The organism is Methanobrevibacter sp. UBA188 (genome assembly GCF_905234905.1).
In the GTDB taxonomy this organism is placed as follows: Archaea; Methanobacteriota; Methanobacteria; order Methanobacteriales; family Methanobacteriaceae; genus Methanocatella.
Map to the genome: position 1 here is coordinate 1 of NZ_CAJOJM010000063.1, position 14339 is coordinate 14339.

Here is a 14339-nt window from a genome sequence, read left to right on the forward strand (position 1 = left end):
GAAAAAACTGAAGAGGTTTTCCTGACTATCAATGGCATTCCATATTACAGAAGTGGGGACTATGCTATTGAACTTCCAAATGGTGAAATCGATATTAAAGGAAGAATTGACAATCAGATTAAACTCAGGGGATTAAGGATTGAAATTGGTGAAATTGAAACCAATATTGGTCAATATCCGGATATAATGCAGGCTGTTGTTGTAATTAAAGAGATTAACAATGCTGATCATTTATGTGCATATTACACTGCTAATGGTGAAATTGACACTGATGATTTAAAAGAGTTTTTAAAAGACAGGCTTACTAATTATATGGTTCCAACCGTGTTCATGCAGCTAGATGAGATGCCGCAAACACCAAACGGCAAGACAGACCTGAAACAACTGCCTGAACCTCAACTTAAATTGGCTTTGGTGATGCCTGAAACTGAAACAGAAGAAAAATTATATGATATCGTTTCATCCATTGCAGATGTTGATGAATTTGGTGTTACAGATGACTTATACGCTATTGGTTTTACTTCATTGTCATTAATGAAATTAAATTCCATAATCTATGAGCAAATGGGTGCTAATTTAGACGTTTCCATATTGTTCAATGAGCCAACAGTTAAAAACTTTGCAATAGAAATTGATAATTCATCTGAAAAAGAGGCAGGTCTTCAAAAGATTATTGAATCAGCTAAAGGCATGGAGTATTATCCATTGACTGAAAATCAATTGGGTATTTACTATGAATGTAAGCAAAATCCTGATGTGATTAAGTATACAATGCCTACAACAGTAAAATTTGGCAGTGATGTTGATGCAAATAAACTTAAACAAGCAATTGTTGATACTATTGAAGCCCACCCATATCTTAAAACAAGAATTGTAAATCATGATGGTGAATTAAAACAGAAAAGATGTGATGATGCACCAATAGATGATATTGAAATTGTTAAAGTCGATAGCATTAGTGATGAAGACATTGTTGGAAATGACGTTGGCCCAATCTCAATAGAGGATAGTCAATTGTTCAAATTCAAAATATATGAAACTCCTGATGAAGTTGTATTATTCTCAGATTTCCACCATATAATTACTGACGGAGTATCTCAAAACAATTTATTTAGAGATATAGCTGATATCTATGAAAATAGGGATATGTCTGAAGAAATAATTGATGGTTATGTTTACAGTATTCTGGAAAAAGATGCTGAAAATAGTGAAATATATCAATCAGCAGAGGCATTTTTCGATGATAAGTTAACTCAGGGAATAGAATCCACAGTTCTAACTCCGGACCTTAATGGAAATCCTGATGAGGGTAAAATAAAAAATGTTTCTGATACTATTGATTCAGAGTTAATTGATGAGTTCTGTAATGATAATTCCATAAGTAAAAATGCTTTGTTTATCGCAACTACCATTTTAAATCTAAACAAATTCACATTTAGTGACAAAACATTAATAACAACAATATTTAATGGAAGATCAAGTCCAAGTTATTTCAATACTCAAGGATTTTTGGTAAAAACTGTTCCGTTTATAATCAATAATGAAAACAGGCAGGTGTCAGTCAGAGATTTCATTAGATCTATTGACCAAACTTGGAAAGAAACCTTAAGAAATACTGCATATCCATATATTAAAATTGCTGAGAAATATCAATTAAAACCTGAATTCTTCTACAATTATCATGAATTCCTGGAATCAGATGAAATTATAATAAACAATAGAGAGTACATTCCTCAGGAGTTAGCTGGGTTTGATATGGTTACAGTTGAATCTAAAATCAATTTGGCTATTTATGATAATGGTGATGAATTTAATGTTATCATGGAATATAATGACCAGTTATACAGTGAAGATTATGTTAGAACATTCATACAATCCATGAAAAACATTTTAGTCCAGTTCCTTGAAAATGATATTGACAGTTGCAGAATCTGTGATGTAAAATTAAAAGATGATGTTGAATCACATGAATTTATTGATGTGGAAATTCCATTTATCCATAAACGCTTTGAAAAACAGGTTGATGAAACTCCTGAAAACATTGCATTAGCTGCATGTGATGGTTCATTTAACTATAGTGAACTTAATCAAAAAGCAAATCGTGTTGCTAATGCCCTTATAAACAGGGGAATCAAAGCTAATAGTAATGTGTTGGTAATGCTTCCACGGGACAGCAAACTTATTTCAGCCATTTTGGGTGTTTTAAAAGCAGGATGTGCATTCATACCTATTGATATAAACTATCCTAAAGGCAGGATTGATTATATTTTTGAAAACAGTCAGGCAGATTATTTAATAGCTGATGGAGTTATTGAAAATTCAATCGATATTAATGAATTGCTCGAAGAGACAAATACCTCAAATCCTCAAGTTGAAATTAATCCGGATGATTTGGCTTATATGATTTACACTTCAGGTTCTACAGGAAATCCTAAGGGAGTAATGACCAGCCATATGAATATTACAAATCTGTTCTCAAAAAGTGAGGATAGTGTAATTTATAATGCATATTCAAAAATGAAAAAGACCCTTGCCCTTTCAACAGTATCTTTTGATGCATTTTTACTTGATTTCATGCCATTAACCTTCGGTTTGGAAATGGTGTTGGCTAACGATAGTGAAATAAAAAATATTAAGGAATTGGCGGAGTTAGTTAAAAGAGAAAAACCGGATTCACTTACATTTTCTGCACCATCAAGATTTAAACAATACTTGGAATATGAGGAATTCGCCAAACAAGTACCTAACTTCAAGTATATTGGTGTTGGTGGAGAAATGGTGCCTCAAGACCTAATTTCACGACTTTTAGAGTATCCAAATTTAGAAGTGTACAATATTTACGGTCCAACTGAAACAACAGTAACATGTAATACTCATAAACTTTCCGATGCTGAAAATATAACTGTTGGAAAAGCTCTGCACAATTGCATAACTGAAGTTAGAGATATTGACGGTAAATTGCTGCCTTATGGTGTAATGGGAGAATTGTACATTGGGGGTAAAGGTGTATCTAGAGGATACTACAATATGGAAGAAAAAACCAAAGAGGTATTCCTATATATTAATGATATTCCATATTATAGAAGTGGAGACTATGCTATTGAACTTCCAAATGGAGAATTAGTAATAAAAGGAAGAATTGACAATCAAATTAAATTAAGAGGATTGAGAATAGAACTCGGTGAAATTGAATCCAATATTGCCAAATTCCCACATATTAAACAGATTGCTGTTGTAATTGAGAAAATCAATAATGTTGAACATTTATGTGCTTATTTCACAGCCGATGAAGAGATAGATATAAATCTCTTGAAAAGGTATTTGGGAAATAAATTAACTGAATATATGGTTCCAACTGTATTTATGCAGCTTGATGAGATGCCAATATCTCCAAATGGTAAAACAGATATTAAAAGACTTCCAAAACCAAAATTAAATCTAGATTATGTTGAAGCTGAAGGTGAAACTGAAGAAAAATTAGTTGAACTTGTTGCATCCATTGCCAATACAGATAAATTCGGTACAACAGATGATTTATATGAATTGGGTTTCTCTTCTTTAACATTAATGAAATTAAACTCAATGATTTTCAATGAAATGAATGTTAATATTGATGTAACATCATTGTTCACAAATCCAACAATAAAATCGCTTGCAGATAAAATTGACAATAACATCGAATCTGAAATAGACGTGGATGAAATTATTGAAACTGCAAAAGATATGGAATATTTCCCATTGACCTCAAACCAAATGGGAATTTACTATGAGTGTTTGCAAACTGAAAAAATCAAATACACCATGCCTTTTGCAATAAGATTTGAAAGCAGTATTGATCCTAATAAACTTAAAGATGCTGTTATTAAAACTGTTGATGCACATCCATATCTCAAAACTAGAATTATTAATATGGATGGCGGAAAAATATTCCAAAAAAGATGCGATCATGCTGAAATTGAAGAAATAGAAATTGTTGAAATAGATTCCATTAGTAATGAAGAAATAATGGAGAGGGACATAAAACCTATTCCATTAGACAATAATCAATTATTTAGATTTAAAATATATAAAACACCAACAGAAACAATATTATTCATTGATTTCCATCATATTATTACGGATGGAGTATCTCTGGGCATTTTCTTCAATGATTTGACCAAAGCATATAACAATGAAGAAATCGAAGCTGAAATAATTAATGGATTTGAATATAGTTTGATTGAAGAGAAAGCATCTGTTAGTGAAGTTTCTGAGAAATTCTTCAAAAAACAATTTAGCCAAGACATTGAATCAACAGTTTTAACTCCAAATATGAATGGTAATCCAGATATTGGAAATATTAAACTTATTTCAGACCAAGTGGGTTCTGATTTTGTCAAACACTTCTGTAAAGACCATTCAATAAGTTCAAACGTTTTATTTATGGCAGCTACACTTTTAAGCCTTAATAAATTTACATTTAGTGACAAATCATTAATTACAACAATATTCAACGGTAGAGCAAACCCAAATTATTCAAATACTCAGGGAATGTTGGTTAAAACGTTACCTGTTATTGTAAATGGTGAAAATCGTGACATGTTGGTTGAAGATTACATTAAAATAGTTGATAAAGCATGGAAAGATGCATTAATTCATAGCGATTATCCATACACAAAACTTTCAGAAGAATATCAATTAAAACCAGAATTCTTCTATGCATTTCATGAGTCCTTAAGTAATGATATTGAACTTAATGGTGAATCTTATGAAGCAGTTGACCTTGATGGTACAGTTTCAACTGATTATAAAATAAACTTGGACATTTATGATGATGGGGAAATTATTACTCTGTATTTGGAATATAATGACCAAATATATACTGAAGAGTATGTCAATCTCTTCCTGCGTTCAATTAAATATATTTTATTCCAATTCTTTGTTAATGATATGGATAAGCTAAAACTAAATGATATTGAATTGATGGAAGGGGAAATCCCTGAATTTGAAGAAATCGACACTCCAATTTTACATAAGCGCTTTGAAAAACAGGTTGTTGAAAAAGCAAAAGATGTGGCATTGGTTGCAAGTGATGCTACTTTAACTTATTCTGAGTTAAATGAGAAAAGTAATAAGATTGCAAATGCATTAATCAGGCGAGGTGTAAAGCCTAAAAGTAATGTTCTTATAATGCTTAAAAGGGACAGTAATTTAATTGCTTCCATTTTAGGTGTGCTGAAAGCAGGCTGTGCATATGTTCCTATTGATCCAGAATATCCTCAGGAAAGAATCAATTACATTTATGAAAACAGTCAGGCGGATTACATCATAAGCTATGAGACTTCTGATAATTCTATTAATGTCAATGAACTTCTTGAAGAGGGTATTACTATTAATCCGAATGTTGAGGTTCTTCCAGATGATTTGGCTTATATGATTTATACTTCAGGATCTACAGGTAATCCTAAAGGTGTGATGATTAGTCATAAAAACATCTGTAATCAGGCTCAAAACCCTAAATCCACTTATGATAGTTTGCTTTGTATTACAACTATCTCTTTTGACGTGTCTGTTGATGATATATTGACATCTCTTTCAAATGGATTGAAATTGATACTTGCTGATGATATTCAAATCAAAAATGTTCTTGAGCTTATCAAATTGATTGATGAGAATAAACCTGAAGTTTTAGAAATTACTCCTTCAAGACTCGCTTCTTATCTTGAGGTAAAAGACTTCTGCAATGTTATATCATGCTTAAAGAGTATTTTCCTTGGTGGAGAGCAGTTTTCAGCTAAAGTTTATGAAGATTTAAGAAAATACAGTGATGCAGTTATTTATAATAGTTATGGTCCAACAGAAACAACAATCACTTCAAACAACAAAGAAATCACTGATGTAAACGATTTGACTGTGGGTCCTCCTTTAACCAATTATGTCACTGATGTTCGTGACATAGATGGCAAATTGGTACCTTATGGGGTATGAGTGTTGGAAAAGGATACTACAACATGCCAGAAAAAACCAAAGAATCATTCTTAACTATCAATGGCATTCCATATTACAAGAGTGGAGATTATGCTATCGAACTTCCGAATGGTGAAATCGACATTAAAGGAAGAATCGACAACCAAATAAAATTAAGAGGATTAAGAATAGAAATTGGTGAAATCGAAACCAATATTGGTCAATATCCAGATATAAGGCAGGCTGTTGTTGTAATTAAAGAGATTAACAATGTTGATCATTTATGTGCATATTACACTGCTGAAGGTGAAATTGACAGTGACGATTTAAAAGAGTTTTTAAAAGACAGGCTTACTAACTATATGATTCCAACAGTGTTCATGCAGCTAGATGAAATGCCTCAAACACCAAATGGAAAAACGGATATTAAAAAACTTCCGGAACCAAAAATGGATTTGAATTATGTGGCACCAAAAACAAAACTTGAACAGGAAATTTGTGCAATATTCTCATCCATATTGAATTTAGAAACTGTTGGTGCAGAGGATAATTTCTTTGAAATTGGTGGAACATCACTTATTGCATCAAAATTAATAATTGAACTGCTTAAACAGGGATATACTGTAAGATATGATGATATATTTAAGAAAAAGACTCCTAGAGCATTAGCGAAATTATTGTCTGGAGAAAGCGATTCCGAAGAGGAGTTGAATATAGAAGATGACATCATCAAAAACTATGATTACAGTGAAATCAATAAACTTCTTGAAGAAAATACATTGGAAAGCTTCTTCGGTGGTGAAAACTTAGAATTGGGCAATGTCCTGTTGACAGGAGCCACAGGATTTTTAGGAATCCATATTCTATATGAATTCATCAAAAATGAGGAAGGAAAAATCTATTGTATGTTGAGGAAAGGCAAATTTGATTCATGTGAAGAACGGTTAATTGATGTGATGAATTATTACTTTGATGAAGATTTCACTGACCTCATAGGGTCACGTATCATCATAATCGAAGGAGACATAACTGAAATTGATGACTTTAAAAAACTTGAGAATGAACCGATTGATACAATAATAAATTCAGCAGCACTTGTAAAACACTATACTGCTGATGATTATATATTTAGGGTAAATGTCGATGGTGTAATCAATGGAATTAAGTTCGCCCAAACAAGGAATAACATAAAATATGTGCAAATATCAACAATCAGTGTTCTTTCATCATACTCTTTATATGAAGATGAATATCCAAATCAGGAATATTGTGAAAGAACATTATATTATGGACAGGATTTGGAAAATAAATATGTATGCAGTAAATTTTTAGCTGAAAGGTCAGTTTTACAAGCGGCGACTAAAGGACTTTCAGTAAAAATAATTAGGGTAGGAAACTTGATGAGCCGTTACTCAGATGGTATGTTCCAGAAAAACTATGATACAAATGCATTTTTAAATAACATAAAAACCATTAAAAAACTGGGAGCGATGAATCCTACAATGGCTAATGAAAAGGTTGACATGAGTCAAATCGATTATGTTGCAAAAGGAATACTTGCATTGTCAAAGACTCCGGAGAAATCCAGAGTATTCCATTGTATGAATAATCATTATATTTCCCTTAGAGAAATTATCGATGTATTAAATACATTCAGATATGGAATTGCCGAAGTGGGTTTCGAAATATTTAAACAGATTTACGAACATAACATTAATGATACTATACAAGGTATTATAACTGCCGATTTTTCAATTGATGATTTTGATGAAGAAGACGATTTCGAAGAGAATGTAGAAATTGATCAGACTGTTGATATTCTTCAATCATTAGGATTTGATTGGCCTATACCTGATAAAATGTATCTTAAAAGATTATTCGATTATTTAAACAAATTCAATTATTTTGAATGAAGGTGAATAGATGTCAAATGAAATTATTACTCATAAATTCCGAGAATTGCTGTTGCCGTCATTGCTTATAGCAATGGCTTTAAACATAGCTTCAGTTGTTGATGCAAGTTTTGTATCAACATTCATCGGACACAATGCACAAGCAGCTTTACAGGTTTTAGAACCTTTGGTATTGTTAATCACAATATTTGAATGGTTATTTGGATTGGGAGGTCAAATTTTAGCTTTAAATAAAAAGGCGGAATTTAATGCAGATGGAAGCAATCATTATTTCACAACTTCAATGCTTGCAACAATTGTTCTATCAATTTTGATTTTATTAGTATGTTTTTTATTTAAAGATGCCTTAATTAATCTATTGCATCCAACTGCTGGATCACTACCTTATGTAAATGCATATAGTGTATATTTATTCATTTGTTTCCCAATTGCTACTGTATTAGGTGTTTTATGTCAGTTTATTCGTGTTGATGGACAACCAAATTTTGCTTCAGGAGTAATTATTCTTGTAAATATTATCAATATAATTTTAAATTATGTGTTCCTTGGTATCTTTCATATGGGCATTGAAGGAGCATCACTTGCAATGTTGATAGGTTATATTATTGGAGCAATTTGCACTTTAAAATATCATTTTGATTCAAAAAGAACCTTCAGATTCGTTTTATCCAAATTGAAATTCAAGACTTGGATTGCCTCAACAATTGAAATAATTAAAATAGGTCTTCCAGGCGCAAGTATGGGTTTTTTTAATGTATTACTGGTCTATATCATGAATTTGATTGTCAGTGGCGTTTTAGGAGAACTGGGTTTGGATATATTCAATGTATGTGTGAGTGCATTGTTGTTAATAAGTATCTTAATCATGGGATTCGCCGAAACATTATCTTCCATTGTTCCTATTTATTATTCGCAAAATGATTTTTATAACTTGAATCATATTGTGCGAAATTCACTTATAATAACATTAGTCTGTTCACTGGTATTTACTGTATTTCTGTTAGTATATCCTGATGGATTATTGATGTTTTTCAAACTTCATCAAATGCCTAATGACGGATTGGTGGAAAATGCGATTAGGTTATACTCATTAGCATTCGTACCTATGGCATTTTCAACTATGTTGTTGTTTTATTATGAAGGAATTGAAAGAACTGTGGAATCCGGGATCATTACAATCATTTCAGAATTTCTAGGGCCGTTAATGTTTACCTACTTATTGTATCCCTACATTGGCATCAACAGTGTCTGGGTATCTTTCCCGTTAGGTTTTATTCTATCGATAGTTGCTGTTGCCGTTTATGTAAAAATAATTGAAAGAAATGACGATGAATATTTTGGTCTGTTTTTCATTAGAAAGGGATTAATCGAAAAAACTAGAAATTACACTTTAGAAAGCAAAAATGATGATGAGAAATCTGAAATGTTCAGTCATTTAGAGAATTTGAATGCGGATAATTCATCTATTGAAACATTAGATAAGATAATAAACACCATTTTTGATTCAAACAATGGAAAGGTGCATGTTGAAATATTATTGATTGACTATGGTGATAAGATAACTATCAATATGAAAGATGAAGGGGATCGCGAAGTAATGAAAGGTATTGAAAAATCCTTTTCGCAAGATAACCTCAAAGTTAGTGAAGTTATGGGATTCAATAATATAGAATATGTAATAGAAGCTAACTAATTTTCTTTATTTTTTTTCATTGAATATTTTAAATATTTTATTCAATGAAAAAAATTAAAAAGAAAACTTTCTTACCATTAGAAGTATTTTTAAAAATAATCATTCCTAGTTAAATGATAGATAGTATTACGCAAAAGAAGATTTCTAAAAAAAGAATAATGATTTTTTAAGAGATTAATGATTCATATAAAAAGAAAAAATGGTTTAATGTTATCCATCTGCATACAATAAACCGATAGCTCTGTATAAGAACAGCAGCATAAATGGTATTCCGACAAAAATAGCGATGAAAACACCAATATATGGAATTAAACCGATTAGTCCTATGATGAGTAATAAAACAAATGCTATTATATAAATTACAATCAATGTAACTATAATCTTTATTAAACCGACTTTTGACATGTCTCTTAGTATTTGTCTGAATCTCAGACCTTCGGTTCCGCTTCCGGTTTTTGCAAATCTTACCAGTCCTGTAAATGACATCAATGAAAATATGATAAATAATATAATTGCAACAATTAAAGTAATGGTTAGCGCATTTGTGAATGTGTTCATTGTTGTTTTCGGAACTGCAGCCATTATTGTAGTCAAATTGTTTGCATTCTTAGACATTGCATCAATGCTGATATATACGATTTTAGTGAATGAGGTAAAAAGTCCGGTTGCCGAAGCGACAATTATGGTAATAATCGCAGGTATAATGAAATAGATTATATCCAAAATCAATGCTTTAATTCCATTTACAAATTGTTTTACATAATCAAAATCCGGAAGTGTGTCATCACCATCAGCCCCACTTTTAATGACCTCAACACAATACCCTAAAACTATAATTGCAACAATTAAAGTAACAAGGGTCAAAATGAGGGATAAAGTATTATCTTTAACGCCATATGACGGAAGAACTGTTGATAAACTCATAATAATAATTAAAGCACAGAATATTAAAAATTTTCGAGTATCGCTAATAGGAAATTTAATAGCATCCATTATAATTTCACGTAAATTCATATTTATCACATAACTTAACTGCTTGATAAATATATATTTTTAGATAATAGTATTTAAAATTTAAAGTATGTAACTATTCAAACTAACAGTGTAAGTCAAGTTATTCGACTTAATTGCCATAAGATTATATAGATGAATAAATATAGAGGCATAATATGAACAAAAAAATAGTTGCATTGATTCTTGTAATATTTATTTCATTTTGTTTTTTAAGCATTGTCGTAGCAGACAGTGCCCTACATAAGGATAACCATACAAATCATGACAAAACAATCGATAAAGATAAAAAAGTCGATAACAATAAAGTAGATAAAAATAAAAAAACGGACAAGAACAAGACAACCGATAAAAACAAAACGAAGAATAAGCCCAAAGGGAACTTTATTTTAGCTTTGGGAAGTGGAAATGACATCATGTTCAGTGATGGATTTAGAGGATTTATTCTTGATCATTCAAAACCTCCTGCAAAGTCAGGGGATGAATTCAAACGTGCCTCTGCATCACATGCCGGAAATTCGAATACTCTGAAGAAAGGCATAATCGATAGCTACATGGATGATTCAACTGACCATATTGAATCAAAAATGAATGATTCTACAAAAAACGGATCTTCCAGTTCTAAGGCCCGTGAATCGGCTGCGGCATCATATGGATCAATAGGAGACCATGATGTCGTTAAGATAAATGACCATACTGAAGCTATTTTTGATTTTGAGGTTTTAACATCTGTATCAGGTAATGTATCAGATTATTTTGCATATAAAGTATCATTTAGAAACATTGAAAACCAAACCAATAATACTAATGTAACAAATACAACAAACGTTACCAATACAACCAACATTACAAATTTAACTCAACCAATGGATAACCAAACAAATGCCACATTTCTAAAAGGATTATATGATTATTTGGCTTTCCTTGCAAATTTACTCTTTAATGCATGGAAACCTATTATAAGTACATTACTAAATAACTTTTTAATGCTTTACAATGCTCTGGGAGAGTTGGTAAATCTGTTTGCAACCTTTTTGAGTGACCTTCAGGCTTTGATGGATGCTCTTGGAGAACTTTTAAAGATGCTTGAATCGTTATGGAAAGAACTTGATGGACTTTTAAAATTATTAGCTATTCTAATGAATCTCATTCAACAGCTTTTGGATTTAATTCAGGCCATAATAGATTTCATTTTGCAACTTATTGATGCTATTATCGCATTGTTAATGGAACTTTTAGAATGGTTGTATGCGTTAATACAGTTCCTTATAGATTTAATCAATCAACTCATAGCATTAATTCAGGCGATTTTAGCATTCTTGAAAGCACTTGGCAGTTTCCTGATTAATGTCATTGAAAGTGCAGTAATTATAATAACTACATTCGTGATTATTACAATTGGAGCATTTGTTTACAACAGAATAAGATAATCTTCATCTTATTTCTTTCTTTTTTTGGATGTATTCTTGGTTAAATATCTAAATTATACATATTAAAATTCATGAACAGTCTCTTCTGCAGTTGATGTTGTTCGATACATTTCTGGATTCATGTTAGTTATAGGTATTTTTAAATAATATCTTAACCAAATTAATAATCATTACAGAATGGGAGGTGACATTGTGGCTAATGAGAAAATTGCAGGGTTATTATATATAATCTTGGGTTTACTGTTGATTATTTGTCCAGTATTTTCATCTGAATTTCTTTCTATATGTATTGGTTTTGCTTTAGCAGGTTTGGGTATTGCGACAATAAGTAAGGGTATTCTTTTTAGAAATGAGATAAGTAGTGCTTATTCATTTTTGGCTATAGCTATTGGATTTATTTCATTGTTATTTGGAATTTTGTTTATATTCTTTATAAATGCTTTAACATTCCTTGGATCTCTACAATTCTATATTGTTGGAATTATAATGATGGTATATGGATTAATGGGAGTGTTCTTTTTAGATGCTAAACATAAAATTTATTCAATCATTGTTTTAATTTTAGGCATTTTGGTTGTTATATTTGCGGCATTTTTAGCATCACAACCGATTTTAATAGCTATACTTATTGGAGTCGCATTAATTATAGAAGGTGTATTCCTTTTTGTTATGGGTAAAAGCATGAAATTAATTGAACAAAAATGAATAATTTTTCTTAATATTGTATGATGAGATATGGTTCTCATTAATTTTTTTTTGATTATTTTTCCTTTAATTCCACATACTATGTATTTTTTTATATATTAAATCCTAATTCGACAAGCACTAAAAAAAGAAAAAATCAGTAGATGTTAATACATCTACTTAATGGTTAGTTTTGCCTTTACTGTTTTTGTTTTGTAGTATTTGCTACCATTATATTATAACTGTAGTAAATTTACCTTTTTTGGTCAATTTGGTAATCTTAAAAATTGATTTACCATATTTATTAGTTGTTGCGTGATATGTTTTACCATTGACCTTTAATGTGATTTTTGTTTTTTTCATTGCCTTGTTTTTGTTGGTTTTTAAAGTTACCTGATATTTTTTGGTTTTAACAGTTCTTTTAAATGACTTTGCCTTGGCAGTCAGTTTTGGGGTTGCCTTCAGTATATAATTACATGATTTTAACGTTGAAAAGGAATTTGTCTTCATTATACAAAAAATCAAAAAATAATCATATAATTTTCAATATGGATTGACCATCAAAATAATTAATAAATCCATTAATTAACTTGATTATATTCTAATTATTTATAATTTGATGATGTGTTTCTTTAAATTAATGAAGATAATAATAAAAATAATTTACTTTCAAACTTTAAATATATATCAACTAATATCTAAAACAATTTTCTATTAACTTTGTATGTTAATGTTTATTTTTTTATGTTTCACAATCAAAAAATTGGGTTATATCTTTAAATGTATTAGTTTAGATTTGCATTGAGTGTATAGGTGATTTTAAATGGTTATTTGAATGTGAATAAATGAATTATAATCCTAGACATAATTCTAAGCTTTTAAAACTGTTTCCACATTAATTAACTATAAAATTACTTTTTGAATTTTTTAAGGAATACTATCGTTGTAATTGCTGTTGCAATAATTGAGATTATATTGGATATCATTGAAGGCAATCTTAAACCTTCCGGCGCTTGTAGAATATATGCAAATGCAATTAAAGTACACACGATTGCAGGTATGAATGAAATAATGTAGTGCTTTTCCGTTTTCATCAGATATACAGTTGCAGAATATAATACTACTGTAGCTACAATTAATTGAGACCAAGCAAAATATCTCCAAATTAAACTAAAATCAATAAATGTCAATCCGAATGATACAAAAAACAATGGTAATGCCACTTTAAGTCTTGAAATTAGTTTTTTATGGTCGAGATGAAGTTGGTCAGCAATTGTTATTCTTGCACTTCTAAGTGCTGTATCTCCGGATGTGATTGGGCATATTACAACTCCTATAATGGTTAGAACTAAACCGACAGGACCTACCAATACTGATGCCATTTCATTAACTGCCACTGAAGGAGATGCGCTATAAATTGCTGCAAGTTGGGGTTGGCTGTGGAAAAATGCCATTGCAATAGCAGCCCAACAAAGAGCAACTAAACCTTCTAAAACAATAGATCCAAAAAATACTGGTCTTGCGTCATTTTCATTTTTTATCTTAATAGTGAAAGAATACTCCGACCTCTTTAAGGTCGGGGATGAATTTCACAAAAAGGCATCTGAAGATATTAGTTTTCAAATGCTCTCTCTATTTCTTTATATATTATTTATTATTTAA

At 30.6% G+C, this 14339-nt stretch carries 8 protein-coding genes; 5 read left to right on the plus strand and 3 right to left on the minus strand.

The features are described from left to right. From QZ143_RS08915 to QZ143_RS08925, 3 genes are all read left to right on the plus strand, one after another. Positions 1-5967 (plus strand): amino acid adenylation domain-containing protein (locus QZ143_RS08915; RefSeq protein ID WP_342765214.1); only part of this gene is annotated, 5967 nt, incomplete at its 5' end. Further along, positions 5964-7859: an SDR family oxidoreductase gene (locus QZ143_RS08920; RefSeq protein WP_342765215.1), complete on the plus strand. Its 1896-nt coding sequence runs from the start codon at positions 5964-5966 to the stop codon at positions 7857-7859. The genes QZ143_RS08915 and QZ143_RS08920, both read left to right, overlap by 4 nt. 10 nt (positions 7860-7869) lie before the next feature. Continuing rightward, the gene (locus tag QZ143_RS08925; RefSeq protein ID WP_292883357.1) at positions 7870-9552 is read left to right on the plus strand and encodes an MATE family efflux transporter; all 1683 of its coding nucleotides are present in this window, start codon (positions 7870-7872) and stop codon (positions 9550-9552) included. 210 nt (positions 9553-9762) lie between these two features. On the opposite strand, the gene QZ143_RS08930 is transcribed toward QZ143_RS08925, so the two are convergent. Further along, positions 9763-10566 (minus strand): DUF4013 domain-containing protein, encoded by an 804-nt coding sequence (locus QZ143_RS08930; RefSeq protein WP_292883359.1) that lies wholly within the window; start codon positions 10564-10566, stop codon positions 9763-9765. A 155-nt stretch (positions 10567-10721) separates the two neighbouring features. Between QZ143_RS08930 and QZ143_RS08935 the strand changes: the two genes are divergently transcribed. Further along, positions 10722-11993 (plus strand): hypothetical protein, encoded by a 1272-nt coding sequence (locus QZ143_RS08935; protein ID WP_292883362.1) that lies wholly within the window; start codon positions 10722-10724, stop codon positions 11991-11993. 192 nt (positions 11994-12185) lie between these two features. Next, the gene (locus QZ143_RS08940) at positions 12186-12698 is read left to right on the plus strand and encodes a DUF308 domain-containing protein (protein WP_292883365.1); all 513 of its coding nucleotides are present in this window, start codon (positions 12186-12188) and stop codon (positions 12696-12698) included. Positions 12699-12908: 210 nt separating this feature from the next. Here QZ143_RS08940 and QZ143_RS08945 read toward each other — a convergent pair whose 3' ends face one another. Both QZ143_RS08945 and QZ143_RS08950 read right to left on the minus strand, forming a co-directional pair. Then, positions 12909-13187, minus strand: coding sequence for a hypothetical protein (locus QZ143_RS08945; RefSeq protein ID WP_292883367.1), 279 nt, complete (start codon positions 13185-13187; stop codon positions 12909-12911). 401 nt (positions 13188-13588) lie between these two features. Then, the gene (locus tag QZ143_RS08950; RefSeq protein WP_292883370.1) at positions 13589-14131 is read right to left on the minus strand and encodes a carbon starvation CstA 5TM domain-containing protein; all 543 of its coding nucleotides are present in this window, start codon (positions 14129-14131) and stop codon (positions 13589-13591) included. Positions 14132-14339: the final 208 nt, after the last annotated feature.